Below are 18616 nucleotides of genomic sequence, written 5' to 3'. Positions count from 1 at the left end.
TCAGCCCTTCGGCAGCAGGCCCTGCATCTCGGTGATTTCCGCCTGCTGGGCGTCGATGATCTTCTGTGCTAGCGCCTTGGCGTCGGCGTCGCTGCCCTTGGCCAGCTCCGTCTTGGCCATGTCGACCGCGCCCTGGTGGTGCTTGATCATCATGTCGAGCCACATCTGGTCGAACTCGGCACCCTTCATCTGGTCGAGCTTGGCCATGTCCGCGTCGGACATCATGCCCGGCATCGACCCGCCCGGCATCGGCATCGACGGGGAGCCCATGCCCGGCATGTTGTGGTCGCTCATGCTCGGCATGGCCGAAGCGGAGCTGACGCCCCACGTGCTCAGCCAGCCCTGCATCTGCTGGATTTCCGGGTCCTGGGCCTTCTCGATCCGGTTCGCGAGGTCGACGACCTTCGGGTTGGTGCTGCGCGAGGACACCATCTTGGCCATGTCCAGCGCCTGCTTGTGGTGCGGGATCATCTGCTGGGCGAAAGCGACGTCGTCGTTGTTGTGTCCAGCGGCCTGCTGGCTCGATGCGGGCGCCGGGACGGACGACGAGCCCATCTGCATCCCGGACGACGAATCGCTGCTGTTGCACGCGCTGAGCGCGAGTGCCGAGGCCACCGCGATACCGCTGATCGCCAGAGTTTTGCGCACGACAAATCCTTCTCTCGAAAAGTAGTTGCTGAAATGACCGGTGGGGACCAGGCAGGCCCAGCCGATCAGGTCCGCAGCACGCAGAGAGAAGTGAGGATCAGGCGGCCGCGTCTGTCCGGAGGACGCGAGGGCGAGCCGCGTGGTGCGGCGGGGACCGCGGACCTCGCGGCCGAGTATCGGCGGCGGGCCAGCAGCGCAAGGAACAGGGCGCCGACCGCGAACAGCACAGCGAGGCAGAGGTGCAGCATCGTGTGAGCACCGTCCGGCATACCGGGGTGTTCGTCGCCCGAGCCGGCGGTGGGCGCGGTGCCCTGATCAGCCATCGTGACGTGCGCAGCGGCAGGCGCCATGGCCTGCGAGGTGCCGCCGGGCAGGCTGACGTGGTGCATGGCGACGAGGCACAGCGCCAGCGCACCCAGCAGAAGGATCCGCTGGATGTTGCCGGACGTGGTCGCCGCCATGCACCAACCGTACTCAACGCCGGTCCGTCGGCGGTGCCGAGCCCATCCGCGTGCTACGTCACGGAGTACGAAACCGGGTAGTCGACGGCCCGGGCGTCAGCCCACTACCGGCGCCAACCGGTCGGCCGCGCCGAGAGCGCGGACGCACCAGGCGCAGGCCGCGCCCAGAAGGGCCAGTATCACCCAAGGCGCAGCGGGCACTCCTGCTCCCCTTGCCAGGTCCAGCACTGTCCCGGTGAAGAGGTTGCCGAGCAGGATCCCGACTCCCACCACCGTGTTGTACAGGCCGTAGTGGGTGGCGACGAGCCGGTTGCCGGAGAGCGCGACGATGGTGTCCATTTCGAACGGGAACACCACCAGGGTGCCCAGGGCCAGCAGCGCGGCGGACAGGATCAGCGGGAGCCACGTCAGGGCGGCGGGGCCCCCGTTGATGCCTGTGGTCAGCGCGGGCGGCAGGAACGCCGCGGCCATGAGCAGCAGACCAGTGGCCAGGCAGCGGCCCTGATTCCATCGCCCCCGGCACCAGGCGGTGATCCGCAGCTGCCCGGCGATCGCGAGGGCCCCGGACAGTCCGAACATGATCGCGACCAGCGCCGTGCCGGAGAAGCCGGGCCCGGCGACCCGGCGCGCCTCCAAGGGAAGCGCGAGATACACCTGGAACGACAGCACGTACGAGCCGATCATGGCGAGCGAGAACAGCACGAACGAACGGTTCCGGAATACCCCTGCCCAGTCCTGCCGGATCGAGCGCGGTCCCGCGGGGTGCTCCGCCGAGTGCGCCGGCAGCGCGCGGATCTGCAGCACGGTGAGCACCGCGAAGACCGCGGCGGCGGTCAGGCAGGTGAGCTTGAACGCGACGCTGGTCAGGACGAGCCCGACGACTGGGCCCAGCAGGATGCCGGTCTGGTAGAAGACGTTGAACAGGGCGAACGCCTCGACCCGCCGTTCGCCCGCGTCCGCGGCCAGGTAGGCGCGTACGGCCGGGTTGAACAGTGCGCCGGCGAACCCGGTGGCGGCCGAGGCGATGATCAGCGCCGGTACCGAATCGACCAGGCCCAGCAGGGCGAATCCGCCCGTGCGCAGCGCACAGCCCGCGATGATGAGGGGTTTGTAGCCCAGCCGGTCGGCCAGCGTGCCGCCGATGAGGAACATGCCCTGCTGCGAGAAGTTCCGCACGCCCATCACGAGCCCGACCGCCCAGCCGGCCAGCGCGAGGTCCGCCGACAGATGGGAGGCCAGGTACGGCATCAGCATGTAGAAGCCGAGGTTGATGGTGAGCTGGTTGAGCATCAACAGCCGGGCGGGCCGGTCGAAGGACCGGTACCGGGTGATGAGCGAGGTCACCGGACCACCGCCGGGGTCGGGTCGACGACCTGTGTGCACCGGGTCCAGCGCCGCACGACCTGCTCGGCGGGAGTGGCGATGCGGTCCGGCTCCGCGGCAGGTGGCGTGTCGAGGAGCTCGTGCTGCCTGCAGTAGTCGTCGTTGTAGACAGTGTCGAAGTACCGATACGGTCCGTCCGGGAACACCGCGGCGATCCGAGCATCGGCTGGTTCGGTGCGGGCCAGCCACCCGGCGACGACCGCGACCGCGCCAACGCTCCAACCGCCGGTGGCGTGGTGGGATGCGGCGAGCCGGCGGCACGCCCAGACTGCCTCGGCGGGGGAGACCCAGTGGACCTCGTCGAAACCGGCGTAGTCGACGTTGCGCGGGTAGATGCTGGAGCCGAGCCCGCGCATGAGCCGCGGTGCCGCCGGCTGGCCGAAGATGGTGGAGCCGACCGTGTCCACGCCGACGACCTTGAGGTGCGGGAAGTAGTCGCGCAGAGCCCGCGAGACGCCGGCCGAGTGGCCGCCGGTGCCGACCGAGCAGACGAGCACGTCGACCCGGCCCAGCTGGGCGACGAGCTCGAGGGCGAGCGGGGCGTAGGCCGCGACGTTGTCCGGGTTGTGGTATTGGTCCGGGCAGTAAGCGCCGGGCAGCTCGGCGAGAAGCTGCCGGACCCGTTCGCGGCGTGCCTCCTGCCAGCCGCCGGTCGGGTGCGGCTCGGTGACGAGGTCGACGCGCGCTCCGTAGGCCCTCAGCATCCGGTGCACGATCGGCTCCAGCCCGGGATCGGTCACCACGGTCACCGGATGGCCGTGGACGATGCCGGCCAGCGCGAGTCCCAGTCCGAGCGTGCCGCTGGTCGATTCGACGATGGGCGCGCCCGGGGCCAGCTCGCCCCGGACGCGGGCCTGCTCGACCATGTGCAGTGCGGGCCGGTCTTTCATGCCGCCGGGGTTGAATCCTTCGAGCTTCGCCCAGAATCCGCGGCCATCGGTGGCTGAGGGCTGATCGACCCACAGCACTGGGGTGTTGCCGACCGCGCGGGCCGGGTTGTGGCAGCGCGCCGCGGCAGTGAGCAGCTGCGGGGGAGAGCTGGCCATGGCGAGCGTGGCGGGCAGGGTGGTCCTCATCGAGTTCTCTTTCGGTAAGTGCATGGGAAGCAGCGGCCGGCGGCGGGGCGATCCCGGCCCATCACGTGCGCGAGATGCAGAGCTCGATCAAGAGGGCTGGCCCGGGCCGGACTCTTGGCGGGCGCGGTCGCCGAGTGCCGTTTCGCGGTGCCAGGCGGATTTCCTGCCTTGCCCAGATCATGGCCGCCGCGGCGAGTGCCGCCAGCCAGCCGACCTTGGGAGTGCTGCGCGGTGTCCGGCAGACCGTGTCGGCGACACCGTGCGAACGGTGGTCGTGCCCGGGTGCGCAGCCGTGGTCGGGCGAGGTCGCCGAAGCTGTCGCGACCGCACGGTTGTCGTGCTCCGCGTGCTCGGTCGTGCAGCAAGGACCGAGGTGCAGAGTCAGGAATCCGAGCAATGCCGCGCACACGATCAGGACGTGCCGGCCGGTGCTACGCCTCGTGCTGGAACCCCTCACAGTCCGCGGACCGTATCAGTGATGATCTTGCTCTCGCCAGGCTCAGGGGCCGGATCGCCTTGCCACAAAGGTGATTCACTCGATTGATTAGTTTACTACTGAACGTAGTTGTCGCTCCCGCGCGACGATCGGACGGGACTGGTTGGCGCAACGTGTTCCGGCTACCGGGACCCACCTCTACTAACCTACGAAGTAGAGAAGTAGTAATTCGGAAGATCGCGACTTTCGTCGCTGGGGCAACGGATCTCACCGGGTTAACGTCCTCGTACCGCCCGCGATCCCGGACGGGTCCCCACCGGAAACAAGGAGTTTGCCATGCGCAAATGGCGGCTGCTTCTCCTCACGTCGTTCGCGGTCGCCGCACTCGCGGCCTCGACGTCGGAAGCATCGGCGAGTAACAGCTGGAACGGATACCACTGGGCGCGCACGTCCACGTACTCAACCCTGCGATTGACGATTCTCGACAGCGTCACCTCATCGTGGGATGCCAACCTGAGCAAGGCGAACACCGACTGGAACCGATCGCCGGTGTTCGAGAACGCATTGTCCACAAGCGACAGCAGCGCGACCACTCGGCAAAGCTGCCCGGCAGCGTCCGGGAAGGTGCGCGTGTGCAACTACACCTACGGTGACACGGGCTGGCTGGGTGTCGCCGAGATCGACCTGTCCAGCGGAACGCACATCGCCTGGGGCACGACCAAGGTCAACGATTCCTATTCGATGGGCAGCTACGCGAAGCAGCACGTGACGTGCCAGGAAGTCGGGCACGACTTCGGACTGGACCACCAGTTCACCAATGCGGGCTCATGCATGGACTACGCGGGGCAGAGCGATCCGGCTTATGTCTCGCCCAATTCGCACGACTACAGCGAACTCCTGTCCATCTACAACCACGGGGACAGCTCGGCGGTGGCCGCCGGATCAGACAGTCGGGCATCGAAGATCGTAGCAGGGGGTGTCGTCACCTCGGTTCTCTGGAAGGACTGACGACGTCGCGCCGGCCGGGCCGGGATCTACCGGTCCGGCCTGCGTCCAGCTCCCGAGGAGGTTTTCATGAGGTGGTCGGCGATGGCTGTCTTCCTGGGCGGCGCGGTGCTGATGGCAGGGTGTGCCACGGGCGCTGCGCCGGGCGATTCCGTTCCGTCGCACCGTCCGTCGGTGGTGAGGGGCCCGTCCGGAACCCTCGACGTCGTCGTCCGGGAACCTGCGGATCGAGGTGCTCGCACAGTCCGCTACCTCCGGGTGGAAGACGACGCCGGGCGATCGGTTCTCGAGCGGCAGCTCCGGACGTCTCCCGCGGAACTCTCTGCACCGCTCGCCGCGGCGCGCTACCGCGTGGTCACCTGGCTCCGTTCGTGTGTGAGCGGATCCTGCCAGGGCGCGACCGAGGCGGACCTCGGTCGCGCGGTGGGCATTTGCGGAACCCAGGTGACGATCGCGGCAGGAGCCGTGGCCCGGGTTTCCGTCGATGCTCCGTCCGATGGGGGCTGCGCGATGAAGAGCGGTTAACGCGCCGCCTGGTTCCTCCCGTTCTGGCTCAACAGAACGACGAGGAGGGCCAATAGCGCCGAGACCACTACCACTCCTCCGACTAGTTCGGCCGACCACTGCACGCCATAGGTCAGCTGGACGGTGGACAGGACCGACGACCACAACAGCACCGGCACCAGTGCTGCGGTGACCAGCGACTGGGCGCGTGCGGAGATTCCGGCTCGGCGCGCGCCGGAGAGGACGATGTCCGCGAGGACGCCGGCGACGGCGGCCGCTAGGACGATCCGTGCGCCAGTGAAACCGAAATTGACCAGCGTGGATGCGAGCGCGGCATGCGCGGTGACGTAACCCGCGACGACTCCGAACGGGATCCGCCAGTTCCGGACCAGGTAAGCCAGCGGGACGACGAGGACCACAGAAGTCACGACGTAGCTGCCGAGCCCGGCCTCCGCCCTGGTCTCGGCCGCGATGTGGGCCGGCGTGCCTTCCGGGAAGTGCCCGACCGCGTAGGTGGCGGCGTCGGTGAAGAACCCGGAGAGGAAACTCAACGCGAACGCGGCGACGGCCGACAAAGCGAGCACTGCCAACGTAACGGGCAGCGTCGAGGCGCCGGTCCCTTTCTCGCGGGCAGCCAGGACTGGACCGGACAGCAGGAAACCGGCTCCGACGAACAGCATCAGGTGGGATGGGCTGAGCAGTGCGTCGATCCCGGCTTCGATCCCGAAGACCTGATGCCAGGCGAGGTCGGCCACCCCGCCCGCGGCGAAGATTCCCGCTCCTGTCAGGGGCCAGCCGAACCCTGGCGGAGGGTTGAAGACCGTACGCCGGCCCGACACCGTACCGCGGCGCCGCCAGCCCATTGCGAGAAGCCACGCGCCGAGCGCCAGCAGACCGCCGTAGAGCAGCCCGTGCCACGGGGTGAAGAAGGAGTCGGGGAGCCCGAGCCAGTGCGCCCGGCCGTCAAGGAACACCGCGATGACGAGCCACAGTCCTAGCAGCGCGGCGCCGAGATCCTCCCGGCGTGTGCTGAGGGCGCGGCCCGTGGCGGAGGTCTGTCCGTCGAGGGCGGGGGCGTGTCGATGCGTGATCATGAGACTCCTCGAATGCCCGCGGCTGGGCTGGAGACGAAGATATACCCCCTATGGGTATCTGGCAAGGGGTGTGCGCGCCGCTGCGACGAACAGCGGGAGTGCGATGAACAGTCGCCCGGTCGTCGCCCGCTGCTCCTGCTCGGAGAGCCAATCCTCGGCTGCGTGCTCGGCCACCGCACCGGTCGTCCGGGCGGCGTGCGCGATCCCGGTGAGCATGGGGAACATCGCCGCATCCGTGAAGACTGCTGTGTGTGCCTCGACGGCGACGTCGAGGAATCCCGCGTCGAGCAGCAGGGACCGGTATGCCCGGGCGGCGCGCGGGCTCGGAACCGTGTCTGCGCGCGCCTGGACCAGGGTGCGCGTGAGTACCGGATCGTCGGAATCGATCACGACCGCGTCCCAGTCCTGCCCGATGAGGACGATTCGGCCGCGGGGGATCAGCACGCGCCGAGCATCGCCGAGTGCCTGCACCGGGTCGGCGATCTCGTGGAATACCTTGTCTGCTCGATATCCATGCACGCTGGCGTCGCTGATCGGCAGGTGGCACGCGGTGCCTTGGCGGAACTCGAGCTTGGGATGGTTTCGTCGCGCTGCTGTGATCATGTGCTCGTTCACGTCGACACCGATCGCGGCGCCCCCGCGGGCGGTCATTTCGGCGACGGCACGGCCGCCGCCGCAGCCGACGTCGGCGACTGTGGACCCTGGCTGGACGTCCAGCAGGTCGTAGCTTCGTGCTCGCAGCTCCGGGGCGCCAGGCAGCGAGTCCGCCTTTTCAAGCAGCGCGACAAGGGTTTCGGTTTCCAGGGCGTTCGTGGACATGAGCGCCATGGTGCGACTTAATGTCAGGATGAAGTCAACTGCTCAGGCCATCGGCGAGGTCGCGGGTCGCTTCGGCCTGCCGGCGAACGTCCTCCGCCACTGGGAATCCGTCGGGCTGCTGGCCCCGTCGCGGGCCGAGGGGCGGCAGCGGCGATACGGGCCGGACGATGTGTACCGGATCGCGGTGATCCTGCGGGCGAAGGAGGCCGGACTCGGCCTCGAGGAGATCGGGCGGATGATCGCGACGAAGGACGTGGGGGCGCGCCGGGATGTCCTCCGACGCCAGCAGGCAACGCTCGCGCGCCGGATAGCCGAGATGCAGGCGTCATTGAGGTTGATCGAGTGCGCGCTGGAGTGTGATCACGAGGACTTCACGCAGTGCGAGGACTTCCGTGCTGTGATGACCGATCGACTCGCGATGGCGGAAACCGGCACGGTGGCGGAAACGGATGCGGGCCTCGGGGGAAGGAGGCCCGCATCCGTGATGGCGCGCCGTCCGAGGGGAGGGGGCCGACGCGGCCGCGCGGAGGATTCTTCCGTGTGCCGCGCGACCTAGCCGAAATACTAGGTGAAATAGTAGATAGTGGCAACCAGCATCCATCGTCGTACTACGATCGCATGTAGTAGACGTGGCGGACTGCAGAGGAGCTGGTCGGAATGCCCAAGGTGTCGGCAAGGGGGCGGGATCGCCGCACACGGGAACGTGCGGCCGAGGCCGGCGCGCGCCGTGCCACGCTCCGACCACAGAAGCCGGGTTATGTTGCCGGCTACCGGAAGTGGCTCGTTGTCCGCGCGTTCGGATTCGTGCTCATAGGTGTCGCGGTCGTCATGGCGGTCGTCCATATCGGAGCGCATCTCGGCAAGTTTTCGCTGCTTCCGACGACGGGGTTGCAGGACTTGCTGATCGGCTGGCCGATGGCCGGTGTGCTGTTCCTCATCGGCGCGGTGTTCGCCGGGCGCCGGTTTGGTGCTTGACGTTCGAGCGCCGGAGGATCAGGTATCCGGCGAGGGTGCCTGCGAGTCCGCCCGCGGCGTTGGTGAGCCAGTCCGACAGGCTGCAGTATCTGCCAGGGATCTGCGACTGCGTCAACTCGATCAGCGTCGGCGTCGCGAGAGCCAGCGCGATCGCCGGTCCGGTCCGCCTGCAGGTGAGCGCGGCGGCAGCGGTCAGTGGCAGCAGGAGCGCGAAGTTGAGGACGTTGCCGGCCACTCCGCCGCCGGTGAACAGCAGGTTGTCCACCAGGCCCGGCGGGTCTTCGGGAATGCACGCGTGCAGACCGTTCGCATGGCGCTCGTTGCCGGGCTTCAGGGTCAGCGCGAGCGTCGCGGACAGCAGCAGGAGGGTGATGAGGACGCCGCGCGGCGGCCATCCGGTGCGCCGGGCCAGCGACCGGGCGAGGACGGCGCTGATCGCCGTGCCGGCGGCGAGGGCGATCAGTGTCCACCCGGATACGGGCACGTTGGTGTCGAACACCGGCATGTGTGCTCCTCGTTCCGGTTCGGCGCCGTCGCCGAAGGCGTGGCACGGTCGCTACCGTTGTACTATGGTCAATAGTATTGACGGATGAGGTCCGTTGGCGGACCTCATCCTGGAGTGGCGGGTGCGGATGCGTCGCTAGGGAGTCCGAACCCGCCGTACCGGAGCCGGCGGCCCGCTCCGGTACGGAGCCGCGAGTGCGCCCGGGCGCAGCGATGACGGAGCCTGCCGAGACACCCGACCCGGTCCGGGTCCGGGTCCGGTCGCGGGTGCGCCTGCACCCGGTTTTGGTGTCGGTCCCGATCGGATGCAGGCTGGCAAGCGCGGTGTTCGCTGTGGCGGGCCATGCACGCGACCCTCGGGAGTTCGCCACTGCCTCGACGTGGTTGCTCGGGCTCGGCGTCGCGGTGGCCGCGTTCGCTGGGTTAGTGGACGGTCTGCCGACTTCTCCAAGGATCGCGAAGTACCGGGACCCTCGTTCATCTGAGTCTCGCGATAACGGTTGTCCTGCTGTACCTGCTGGAATTCGTGCTTGGCGCCGCGCCCGATCGGCTCGTGTCGGCCGGGATGCCGGCTTTCACGCTCGCCAACACCGCCGTGCTGGACCCTGAATCGAGCTGATCCGGTTCGTCATCGGCCTTGCTCGGGCGCCCGCTGGACGGAGCCGTCGGTGCGAGACCGAGGCGGGCGGCCGGCGACGATGTCGTCGAGCGTCGAGGCCAGCAATGCCGGGTCGGCGGGGCCGGTGATCTTCGCGACGATCGTGCCGTTGCGGTCGAGGAAGAACGTCTCGGGGATGCCGTAGATGCCGAATTCCATGGCAGCGCGCGATCCGGGGTCGGTGACGTAATGGTAGCTCTCGCCCCGGCCGAGCTCGTTGAGGAAGCCGACCGCGCTGTTGCGCTGGTCCTGGTAGCTGACGCCCACGAACGTGACGCCGGAGTTGCGGTAAGCGTCGGCGGCCGCGGTCAAAATCGGCTGTTCTTCGCGGCAGGGGACGCACCACGATGCCCAGAAGTTGACGACGACCACCTGGCCGCGCAACGACTTCACCGCGAGGTCGCTGCCGCGTTCCAGGTAGGGCAGCGTGAGGTCCGGTGCGGGCTTGCCGATCAGCGGGGTGTCGACCAGGTTCGGGTCGTCGTCGACGCGGGTGCCGATGATCACGCCGAGGGCCACTGCGGCGACCGCGACGGCGAGAGCCGCCCAGCGCAGCCAGCGCATGGTGCTCGTGGGGGCGTCGGTTTCCGGGGAAGCGCTCATCGTCCCTCCTTCGCGAGTTCGCGCCGGGCAGTGGCGATCATGGTGTCGACGTCCTGCCTCGTCCGGGCCGGCAGGCCGGGCTGTTGCCGGAGCTGGTCCAGAGTTTCCAGCGCCGCCGCCGGGTCGTTCTGGGCGAACAGTTGCAGGTTCGCCTTCATCCACAGCGCGGTTGCGGCGGCTCCGGTGCCGGACGGGAGCGGAGCCGCCGACGACCTGGGGACCGGCACGACCTCATTGCCGGTGATGAACCCGTTCTGCGGGCGTTGCTGCACCGCGGCGGGGAGCACCACCGCGGCGGCGATCCCCGCTACAGCCACGGTGACGAGGTAGGCGGCGGTCCGCGTTCGTGAGCCGCGTTCGCGGGGTCGCCGAGCCGGTTGCCGAGCGGTCTCCTCGAGGCGTCTGATCGCGGAGGCGGCGGTCTGCTCGTACTCGGCACGGAGACGCCGTCCGACCTCCGGCGGGATCTCCCCGGCCTTGACTTGGGCTTCCAGCGCGAGAATGTCGCCCAGCGCCTGGTCGCGTTCCTCGGCCGCAGTCATGCTGGCTCCTCGCTGCCGCCGTGCTCGCGCGCCTTCCGGAGGGCGACTTCGACCCGCGCGCGGTCCTCCTCGGCCAGCGGCGGTGCCTCCCGTCGTCGGCGGAAGAGACCGGTCAGCACGAGCAGCCCGCCGAGCATCCCCAGGGCGGGCAGCAGCCACACCCAGAGCGTGCGCCCGCGCGCGGGCGGGTCCAGCAGTACCCAGTCGCCATAGCGCGCCCGGAAGAAGCCCAGGATCTGGTCGTCGTCGCGCCCGTCCGCGACCTGGTCCTGGACGGCTTGCCGCATCGCGGTCGCGGTTTCCGACGGTGATTCGGCGATGGACACGCTCTTGCACACCGGGCAGCGCAGACGCTGGTCCAGCTCGTGCGCCCGGTCGACGGGCTCGCCGCCGGTGACCAGGAGCAGGCTGGCGGCGACGCCGAGCAGGACGAGGATCCCGGCGAGTGCGAGCAGGTTCTTACGCATGGCTTGCCGCTTCCTCCGCCGGCGCGATCTCGCTCGGTCGCCGCCTTCGTCGTTCGCTGAGCGCCCAGAGACCGCCCGCGGCCATGAGGAAGCCGCCCGCCCACAGCCAGGACATCAGCGGGTAGCGGTAGAGGTTCACGGTGACGCTGCCCGGCGTGAGCTGTGCCAGCGCGACGTAGACGTCCCGGCCCGAGGTGCTCCACACGTCGGGGGTGCCGACCGCCTGCGGCTGGTTGGCGAAGGTTTCCAGTTTGGGTTCCGCGGTCCAGGCGAGCCTGCCGTCCGCGCGGAACTCGAGGTGCGCGTCCCGCTGGGTGCGGTCAGGCTCGTCGTGTTGTTCGCTGGCGACGAACGTGACCGTGTAACTGGCGAACTCCGCGGTGGCGCCCGGCGTGAGGGTGGCGGTGGCGCGGGTCGCGGTCGCTCCGGCGACGGAGATGGCCACCGCGGCGACGGCGACACCGATGTGGGCCACCTGCCCGCCCCAGTACGCCCGCTGGCCCGACACCAGCCGCCAGAGCCCGGAGGGACGCTTGCTCGGTGCACTGACCACGAGATGCCGGATGCTGGCCGCGACGATCGTCGTGGCAAGCAAGACCACCGCTACGACGCCGACCGAGTGGATTCCCGCGAGGGCCACGGCGGCCGCGGCCGCGCTGCCGAGCAGCAACGGCCATCGCAGCCGGGTCCACAGCACAGCCGCCGAGGCCCAGCGGTAGGGGGTGAACGGCCCGGCACCCATCGCGAGCAACAGCGCGAAGGACAGCGGGACGGCCATCCGGTCGAAGAACGGCCGTCCGACGGACACCTGGTCTCCGGTGAACGCTTCGACGAAGACCGGATACACCGTGCCGAGCAGCACGATGAACGCGAACAGGCAGAGCACCAGGTTGTTGATCAGGAAGACGCCCTCGCGGCTGGCGAGCCGCAGCGACCGCGTCCGGGATGCGACGGCTTCGCCGCGCAGAGCGAAGAGCGTGAAGCCGCCGGCGAGGACGAGCACGAAGAAGCCCAGCAGCGCGGGCCCGACTCCGGACTGGGTGAACGAGTGGACCGATGCCACGACTGAGGACCGGGTGAGGAACGTGCCCAGGATCGTCAGCGCGAAGGTGGCCAGCGCCAGCACGAAATTCCACGCCTGCAGCGTTCCGCGCTTGACTTGCACGACTGCCGAGTGGATGAACGCGGTCGCCACGAGCCACGGGATCAGGGCCGCGTTCTCGACCGGGTCCCATGCCCAGTACCCGCCCCAGCCCAGCACCTCGTAGGACCACCACGCGCCCACGACGACCCCGGCGGTGAGGAACGTCCAGGCCACCAGGTTGGCGCGCCGGGTCCGCACCAGCCAGTCGGTCCCGCCGCGACGGATGAGCAGCGCCGACATGGCGTAGGCGAAGGACACGGTGAACCCGACGAACCCGAGGTAGAGCAGCGGGGGATGGATCGCCACCATGATGTCGTTGCGCAGCAAGGGATTCGGGCCCGGACCGTCCGCGGGAGGATTCGGCAGGATCCGGAACGGGTTGGCGACCGTGGTCACCAGGCCGAAGAAGAACGCGGCGACGAGGCCCATGAACCCGAGAGCACCGGTGCCCAGCCGGTCGCCGGCGTCGCGGACCTTGCGGCAGGCGGCGAAGACGAAGCCGGCGAGCAGCAGCGCCCAGAGGACGATGCTGCCGCCGAGCGCCGACCAGGCGCTGGTGATCGTGAACAGCAGCGGCGTCGCCCGCGAGTGGGTTTCCGCGACATAGGACATCGCGAAGTCGTCGGTGAGCAGCGCCGTTTCGAGCGCCGCCATCGAGAGGACCGCACCGCCGAGCACCACCATGGTGGCGGCGCGGAGCTGGCCGAGGCGAATCGAGCCGGGCCGCGCCTGGGCGCGGAATCCGTACCAGACGAGCACCAGGGAGGCGGCGAGGCCGAGGAGGGCACCGCCCCAGCCCGCGGCAGGGAGCACGGCGGTCACCGCGGATCACCCCCGGGGGAGGACGAGGGTTTGCTCGCCGGGGGCCGGTAGTTCGCGTCGTGTTTGACGATCATCGTGTCGGAGACGAAGTCCTTGCCGCGCCAGGAGCCCTCTACGATGACCCCGATGCCCGGCTGGAACAGCTGCGCAAGCGGTCCGGTGTGCAGGACAGCGATGGCCGGGCCGCCGGGCTTCACGTCGGAGGACACGACGAATCGCAGCCCCTCTGGGGTGTGTGTGACGCTGCCCGGTTCGACAAAACCGCCGAGCTGGAACCGACGTCCGTCCGGGTAGTCGGCGTGCTTCGCGATCGCCTCGGCCGGGGTCAGGTAGTAGACGAGGTTGCCGTTGAGATTGCCGAACAGGAGCACGCCGACCAGAACGGCGACGATGCCGATGCCGGAGACGGCCAGCAGGCGGTACCGCTTCACCGTTGTTCCCGTTCCTGGCGGATCGCTTCCGCCCGTCGGCGGAGTCGGAACGTGTACCCCGCGAGCGTCGCGAACGTGATGACAAAACCGATCGCCACCCAGGCCCATTCAGACATCGCGTACCTGTCCTTCCAACTGCGGTGCGGCGATGAAGCCGCCCGCGAGTTCGCGGTCCTCGCCGGCCCGCGCCGCGGCCAGGTCGTCTTCGAGCGCAGCCAGCCGGAGCCTGGCGCGCAGCAGCATTCCCGCCAATACGGTGTAGGCGAGCACATTGAGTAGCAGGACCGCGAGCATCCGGTGGTCGATGGTGGGATCGCCGGGTTTCAGCAAGGTCGGCGGCTGGTGCAGTGCCCGCCACCAGACGACGGACATGTGCACGATCGGCACCTGGACGACCGCGACGACCCCGAGCACCGCGGCTCGCCGCGCCCGGGCGATGGGATCGAGGGTCGCCCGCCGCAGGGCCAGGTAACCCAGGTAGACGAAGAACATCAGCGCGGTGGTGACCAGCCGGGGGTCCCAGGTCCACCACACGCCCCAGACCGGTTTGCCCCACCACGAGCCCAGCACGATCGTCAGGCCGGTGAACAGCACGCCCAGTTCGGCGCTCGCCGCGGCGAGACGGTCGAGCCCGGGGCGGCGCCGCCAGAGCCACCCGGCGCTCGCCAGGCCGGTGAGGCCGAACGACAGGTAGGCCGCCCATGCGGTCGGCACGTGCACGTACATCAGCCGCTGGTAATCCCCCTGAATACGGTCCGGGGGCGCGAGAACGGCTCCGGCGAGCCCGGCCGCGAGCAGGGTGATCGTGGCGGTCGGGAGCCACCGTCCGAACAGATTCACGATGATTCCTCCAACGCGTTGGCGCCGATGGTCAGCGCGAGCCAGCCGATCGCCGCGACGGTGACGAGTAGCAGCAACCACAGCCAGGGCACCCGGCCGTATCCGGCGGCGGTCACGAGTTCGGTCGAGCCGAGCAGCATCGGCAGCGCGAGCGGGCAGACGAGCAGCGGGCCGAGCGTGCTCTTCCCGGCCATGCCCTGGACGAGCGCGCCCGCGAGGGTCCCGAGCGCGGCCAGCCCGGTCGCCGTCAGCGGCAGTGCGGCGGCCAGCCACGGCCAGCCCGCGAGATCCGGCTGGTACAGGGCGAGCATCACCGGGAGCAGGACGGCCTCGAATCCGAGCAGCAGGACTGTGGTGGCGGCGGCCCGGCCGGCGAGCCGTGCCGCCGCCGGGATGCCGGTCAGCCGGAGCATGGCCAGGTGGGCCGGGGAGTCGGTGGTCGTCTGGCGCAGCGCGACCAGGACGCCGAACAGCAGGACGACCACCCAGTACATGCCCAAGCCCAGCTGCGCGAGCAGCGGCCGGTCGGCCCCGATGGCCATGGGAGCGAGCAGAAGGGCGACTGCGCCGAACGGAGTGATAATCCACAGTGCTTCGCCGGCGCGGGTCTCGGTGCGCAGCTCAGTGCGGGCAATTCCCCGGGCCTGCCCAAGGGGAGTGGGCGCTGCGGTGCTCACTGCCACTCGCTCTCGGGCTCCGGCTGGCGGTGGCGTGCGAGGATACCGCCGTCGGCGAGTTCCCCGACCCGATCGGCCAGCGCCCAGATCCGCGGCGCGTCGTGTGACACCACGACGCTGGCACCGCCGCGGGCGCGGACCCGTTGGACAACCAGGTCGACCAACCCGAACGACGCCCGGTCGAGCCCGGCGTGCGGTTCGTCGAGCAACAGCAGCGCCGGTTCGGTCACCACGATCCGGGCCAGATCCGCACGCCGCAGCATTCCCTGCGAGCACCGATCGGCGCGGCGGCCCGCCGCTCGCCGCAGGCCGACCACTTCCAGCGCCGCCATGACCGCGGATTCCGGGCGGCCGGTCAGCGCGGCGACGTGGCGCAGGTTTTCTTCCAGGGTCAGGTGCGGATGCGCGGCCGGGCGGTGACCGACCAGAGCGATCGAAGCGCGGACGCGGCGGACTTCGGAGCTGCCCAGCCGGGCGCCGAGGACCGTGCCCTGGCCGCAGGCAGGGTGCAGGAGAGTGGCGAGCACTCGAAGCAGAGTGCTCTTCCCTGCGCCGTTGTGGCCAAGGATGCCGTAGACCTCGCCGGCGCGCACCAGGAGGTCAAGCGCGCGCAAGACCGGCGTGCGACCGACGTCGACGCCGAGCCCGGTCAGTGCGATCACCGGCTCCCGTTGTTCTACTATCATCCTTCGTAGACTACAAGCCCTGGTGCGCCACCGGGGTCCGGCCCCCATCGGCAGGATTTCTCACTCGTGGATCTGTATGCGTCGTTGTCCCTGGCGATCGTCGCGGGGATCATTTCCTTTACTTCGCCTTGCGCGCTGCCGCTGTTGCCGGGGTATGTGTCCTACGTTTCGGGGCTCGGCCGGGAAAGCGAGGCAGTGACCAGTCTGCGCGTCAAACCCCGGGTCGGGCTTGCGTCGGCTTTGTTCATCGCGGGCTTCACGATCGTGTTCGTCGCACTGGGAGCCACCGCGTCGGCGTTCGGCCTGTTGCTCGCGCAGCACCGGCAGATCCTCTCCGTCGCGGGCGGCGTGCTGGTGATCGCGATGGGCCTGGTTTCCCTCGGCGCGGTGCGTATTCCGTTGCTGCACCGGGAATTGCGATTCGACCTGCGCCGGGTGCGCAGTGGGCCGGCGGGCGCGGTCGTGCTCGGGGCGGCGTTCGGGCTGGGCTGGACGCCGTGTGTGGGCCCGGTCTTGGCGTCGATCCTCGCGACCGCCGCCGGCACCGCCACGGTCGGCACCGGTGCGTTGCTGCTGGCGGCCTACTCGCTCGGACTCGGGGTGCCGTTCGTGCTCGTCGCCATCGGAATCGCGCGAGGACAGCGCGGCTTGGCGTGGCTGCGTGCGCACACCCGGAAGATCGAGATCACCGGCGGCATCCTGCTGATCGCGATGGGGATCGCGATGCTTACCGGAGGCTGGACGCAGCTGATGGGCCGGATGCTGGCGGTGTTCGCCCGGCTGGGCTGGCCTCCGATGTGACGTCGACCGCACACGTTTCCGCGGTGCACGAACGCCGGCGCCAGCGGAGCACGACCGCTGCGGCCAACGCGGCCAGGGACAGCGCCGCGAGCACCGGCTGAACCGGTGCCCAGATGCCGAGCGCGCCGGAAATGCCGAGCAGGCCGACCACGATCTTGTTGCAGATCGGACAGCCGACCGCGAACACCGCCGCCGTGACGGCACCGAGTACGCCTCCGCGCCCGCGGACGTCGCCACTCGGTCGCGGGATCAGCACCCATAGTCCGGTCAGTGCCGCGGTCAGGGCGAGTACCGGGTATTCCCACCAGCGCACCGGCGTCATCCGGGTGAACAGCGACGTGTCGATCACGTCGGTCGGCACGCCTACCGCAAGCGCGCTCATCGCCGCGGCGGCGAGCGCGGCAGCCCCTCGCGTGCGCACGTCACTCCACATAGGACACCACGGTCATCATCCCCGCTTCGCCGTGATAGACGTTGTGGCAGTGGCTCAGCCACTGACCGGGGTTGTCCGCGTCGAAGTCGACCTCGACCGTCCGCCGGGGCAGGATCAGCACGGTGTCCTTGCGCGGGCCGGGGGAGCGTTGTCCCCGCACCTGGAAGGTGTGCCCGTGCAGGTGCATCGGGTGGTACATGTCGGTGTCGTTCACGAACCGCAGCCGGACTCGTTGCCCTTGCCGGACGGGCAGTCCGTCTTCGTTGGGGTTGTACGCTTTGCCGTTGACGGTCCAGTCGTACTTGGCACCCGGGCCGGACAGCTTGAGGTCGTGGGTGACGTCCGGGGTCTTCTCCGCCAGCGAGACCTGCGGTGCCGCGGTGAAATCCGCGACCGTCAAGGTTTTCGCCGCCTTCAACTGTTCCACCGCGCCGTCGTTCGCGGCGCTCGCGCGGCTGCCGCCCGCGTGCACGAGAACCTGAGCGTAGCCGCCTTTCCCTTCGGCGACGGCCAATACCGGGACTCCGCTGGTGGGCACGGTGAACACGGCATCGACCCGCTCGCCCATGCCCAGCAGCACCGCCGCGGCCTCGCTGGCCGCGGCGGCGGGAAAGCCGTCAGTGTGGGTGATCCGGAGTCCGGCCCCCGGCACGCCCACCCGGAACGCGGTGTCCCCGCCGGCGTTGATCAGCCGGAGGCGGATGCGCTGCCCTGGCTTCGCGGCGAAGCTCGCCGGGTCCATCGACCTGCGGCCGTTGGCCAGGAAATACGGATACGTCACGTCGCCGGCATCGCCGCCGAGCAGCGCTGATTTCGGCATTTCGCCCATGCCGGGCATGGAGGTCGATGGTGAGCTGCCCATGCCAGGCATGTCCGGCATCGACGACGTCGGTGTGCCGCCCATGGACATGCCGTTCTTCTTGAGGCCGGCCAGAACCGCGTCCGGGTCGGTGCCGGCGCCGTCGATCCAGTCGTCCAGCACGATCACGAGTTCCGCGTCGTAGTCCTTGCCGTCGGCGGGATCCTCGACGATGAGCGGGCCGTAGAGGCCGCGGTCGAGCTGCACCCCCACGTGCGGATGGAACCAGAAGGTGCCGGCCTCCGGCGCGGTGAACTCGTAGGTGAAGTCGCGTCCGGCGGCGACTGCGGGCTGCGTGAGGTCGGGCACCCCGTCCATGTCGTTGCGCAGCGCCAGGCCGTGCCAGTGGATCGTGGTCGGCTGCGGCAGCCGGTTGCTGATCTTCGCCCGCAGCACCTGACCGCGCTTGAGCCGGATCTCCGGGCCGGGCAGCTGCCCGTAGCTCCAGGTTTTGACGGTGACCCCGCCGAGGTCGATTTCGCCGGGCTGAGCGGTCAGGCCGATCGCGTGGACCGACGCGTTCGCCGGGCGCCGGGCCGCCTCGGCACGGTTGACCAGCGGGGAGGTCGGGCCGATTTTCTTCTGCTGCGACGCGGACGATCCGCCGGACGAGCAGGCCGCCAGCCCGAAAGCCGCGGTCGCGCCCGCACCCAGTGCGAGGAACCCGCGGCGATTCAGCAGGCGGTTCGGGATCATCGGCGAGCGTTCGGCAGGTGTCATCGGTTCCTCTGCTGGACGAGCGGATCTG

General features: G+C 69.5%; 24 protein-coding genes. 6 read left to right on the top strand and 18 right to left on the bottom strand.

Annotated features, from left to right (window positions below):
* From BMY97_RS40530 to BMY97_RS49785, 5 genes are all read right to left on the bottom strand, one after another.
* Positions 1–648 (bottom strand): DUF305 domain-containing protein, encoded by a 648-nt coding sequence (locus BMY97_RS40530; RefSeq protein WP_091628295.1) that lies wholly within the window; start codon positions 646–648, stop codon positions 1–3.
* Between the two features lie 65 nt (positions 649–713).
* Positions 714–1109, bottom strand: coding sequence for a DUF6153 family protein (locus BMY97_RS40525; protein WP_091628293.1), 396 nt, complete (start codon positions 1107–1109; stop codon positions 714–716).
* Between the two features lie 96 nt (positions 1110–1205).
* Positions 1206–2453, bottom strand: coding sequence for an MFS transporter (locus BMY97_RS40520; RefSeq protein WP_245787760.1), 1248 nt, complete (start codon positions 2451–2453; stop codon positions 1206–1208).
* Complete coding sequence (locus BMY97_RS40515) at positions 2450–3568, bottom strand: PLP-dependent cysteine synthase family protein (RefSeq protein WP_091628291.1); 1119 nt, start codon at positions 3566–3568, stop codon at positions 2450–2452. Before BMY97_RS40515 ends, BMY97_RS40520 begins: the two co-directional genes overlap by 4 nt.
* A gap of 61 nt (positions 3569–3629) precedes the next feature.
* On the bottom strand, positions 3630–3977 hold the full coding sequence (locus tag BMY97_RS49785) for a hypothetical protein (protein ID WP_483860489.1): 348 nt from the start codon (positions 3975–3977) through the stop codon (positions 3630–3632).
* 363 nt (positions 3978–4340) lie between these two features.
* Between BMY97_RS49785 and BMY97_RS40510 the strand changes: the two genes are divergently transcribed.
* Entirely contained in the window at positions 4341–5012 is a 672-nt protein-coding gene (locus BMY97_RS40510; protein WP_091628290.1) for a zinc metalloprotease, read from the top strand.
* Between the two features lie 81 nt (positions 5013–5093).
* A complete protein-coding gene (locus BMY97_RS46520) occupies positions 5094–5534 on the top strand; it encodes a hypothetical protein (RefSeq protein WP_143086412.1) in 441 nt (146 codons plus the stop codon).
* Here the strand turns inward: BMY97_RS46520 and BMY97_RS40505 are convergent.
* Both BMY97_RS40505 and BMY97_RS40500 read right to left on the bottom strand, forming a co-directional pair.
* Positions 5531–6607: a hypothetical protein gene (locus BMY97_RS40505; RefSeq protein WP_091628288.1), complete on the bottom strand. Its 1077-nt coding sequence runs from the start codon at positions 6605–6607 to the stop codon at positions 5531–5533. The genes BMY97_RS46520 and BMY97_RS40505 overlap by 4 nt on opposite strands.
* Before the next feature lie 48 nt (positions 6608–6655).
* The gene (locus tag BMY97_RS40500; protein WP_091628338.1) at positions 6656–7426 is read right to left on the bottom strand and encodes a methyltransferase domain-containing protein; all 771 of its coding nucleotides are present in this window, start codon (positions 7424–7426) and stop codon (positions 6656–6658) included.
* Here BMY97_RS40500 and BMY97_RS40495 point away from each other — a divergent pair.
* Complete coding sequence (locus BMY97_RS40495; protein WP_245787759.1) at positions 7425–7982, top strand: helix-turn-helix domain-containing protein; 558 nt, start codon at positions 7425–7427, stop codon at positions 7980–7982. The two genes, BMY97_RS40500 and BMY97_RS40495, sit on opposite strands and share 2 nt — an antisense overlap.
* A 101-nt stretch (positions 7983–8083) precedes the next feature.
* Complete coding sequence (locus BMY97_RS46515; RefSeq protein ID WP_143086411.1) at positions 8084–8401, top strand: hypothetical protein; 318 nt, start codon at positions 8084–8086, stop codon at positions 8399–8401.
* Here BMY97_RS46515 and BMY97_RS40490 read toward each other — a convergent pair.
* Positions 8361–8906: a VanZ family protein gene (locus BMY97_RS40490; protein ID WP_091628286.1), complete on the bottom strand. Its 546-nt coding sequence runs from the start codon at positions 8904–8906 to the stop codon at positions 8361–8363. The two genes, BMY97_RS46515 and BMY97_RS40490, sit on opposite strands and share 41 nt — an antisense overlap.
* Positions 8907–9118: 212 nt before the next feature.
* On the opposite strand from BMY97_RS40490, the gene BMY97_RS49725 reads away from it, so the two are divergent.
* A complete protein-coding gene (locus tag BMY97_RS49725; protein ID WP_425425402.1) occupies positions 9119–9514 on the top strand; it encodes a DUF2231 domain-containing protein in 396 nt (131 codons plus the stop codon).
* A gap of 19 nt (positions 9515–9533) precedes the next feature.
* On the opposite strand, the gene BMY97_RS40485 is transcribed toward BMY97_RS49725, so the two are convergent.
* From BMY97_RS40485 to BMY97_RS40450, 8 genes are all read right to left on the bottom strand, one after another.
* Complete coding sequence (locus BMY97_RS40485; protein WP_091628285.1) at positions 9534–10166, bottom strand: TlpA family protein disulfide reductase; 633 nt, start codon at positions 10164–10166, stop codon at positions 9534–9536.
* Positions 10163–10708 (bottom strand): hypothetical protein, encoded by a 546-nt coding sequence (locus tag BMY97_RS40480; protein WP_091628283.1) that lies wholly within the window; start codon positions 10706–10708, stop codon positions 10163–10165. The genes BMY97_RS40485 and BMY97_RS40480 overlap by 4 nt, the downstream gene beginning before the upstream one ends.
* Positions 10705–11175: a cytochrome c-type biogenesis protein gene (locus BMY97_RS40475; RefSeq protein WP_091628281.1), complete on the bottom strand. Its 471-nt coding sequence runs from the start codon at positions 11173–11175 to the stop codon at positions 10705–10707. Before BMY97_RS40475 ends, BMY97_RS40480 begins: the two co-directional genes overlap by 4 nt.
* Complete coding sequence (locus BMY97_RS40470) at positions 11168–13141, bottom strand: heme lyase CcmF/NrfE family subunit (RefSeq protein ID WP_091628279.1); 1974 nt, start codon at positions 13139–13141, stop codon at positions 11168–11170. Before BMY97_RS40470 ends, BMY97_RS40475 begins: the two co-directional genes overlap by 8 nt.
* Positions 13138–13572: a cytochrome c maturation protein CcmE gene (locus BMY97_RS40465; RefSeq protein WP_091628277.1), complete on the bottom strand. Its 435-nt coding sequence runs from the start codon at positions 13570–13572 to the stop codon at positions 13138–13140. Before BMY97_RS40465 ends, BMY97_RS40470 begins: the two co-directional genes overlap by 4 nt.
* Positions 13573–13680: 108 nt before the next feature.
* Entirely contained in the window at positions 13681–14412 is a 732-nt protein-coding gene (ccsA, locus tag BMY97_RS40460) for a cytochrome c biogenesis protein CcsA (RefSeq protein ID WP_091628276.1), read from the bottom strand.
* Positions 14409–15089: a heme exporter protein CcmB gene (locus tag BMY97_RS40455; protein ID WP_091628274.1), complete on the bottom strand. Its 681-nt coding sequence runs from the start codon at positions 15087–15089 to the stop codon at positions 14409–14411. The genes ccsA and BMY97_RS40455 overlap by 4 nt, the downstream gene beginning before the upstream one ends.
* Positions 15086–15775, bottom strand: coding sequence for an ABC transporter ATP-binding protein (locus tag BMY97_RS40450; protein ID WP_245787758.1), 690 nt, complete (start codon positions 15773–15775; stop codon positions 15086–15088). Before BMY97_RS40450 ends, BMY97_RS40455 begins: the two co-directional genes overlap by 4 nt.
* 66 nt (positions 15776–15841) lie before the next feature.
* On the opposite strand from BMY97_RS40450, the gene BMY97_RS40445 reads away from it, so the two are divergent.
* The gene (locus BMY97_RS40445; RefSeq protein ID WP_091628271.1) at positions 15842–16576 is read left to right on the top strand and encodes a cytochrome c biogenesis CcdA family protein; all 735 of its coding nucleotides are present in this window, start codon (positions 15842–15844) and stop codon (positions 16574–16576) included.
* Here the strand turns inward: BMY97_RS40445 and BMY97_RS40440 are convergent.
* Together BMY97_RS40440 and BMY97_RS40435 are read right to left on the bottom strand one after the other, a co-directional pair.
* On the bottom strand, positions 16503–16997 hold the full coding sequence (locus tag BMY97_RS40440; RefSeq protein WP_143086410.1) for a hypothetical protein: 495 nt from the start codon (positions 16995–16997) through the stop codon (positions 16503–16505). The two genes, BMY97_RS40445 and BMY97_RS40440, sit on opposite strands and share 74 nt — an antisense overlap.
* Before the next feature lies 1 nt (position 16998).
* Entirely contained in the window at positions 16999–18588 is a 1590-nt protein-coding gene (locus BMY97_RS40435) for a multicopper oxidase family protein (RefSeq protein WP_218156996.1), read from the bottom strand.
* Positions 18589–18616 lie beyond the last annotated feature (28 nt).

The sequence above is a fragment of the Amycolatopsis saalfeldensis genome (assembly GCF_900110575.1).
In the GTDB taxonomy this organism is placed as follows: Bacteria; Actinomycetota; Actinomycetes; order Mycobacteriales; family Pseudonocardiaceae; genus Amycolatopsis; species Amycolatopsis saalfeldensis.
The sequence above is the reverse complement of the archived record's forward strand: the minus strand, read 5'-3'. Positions and strand labels throughout refer to the sequence as shown.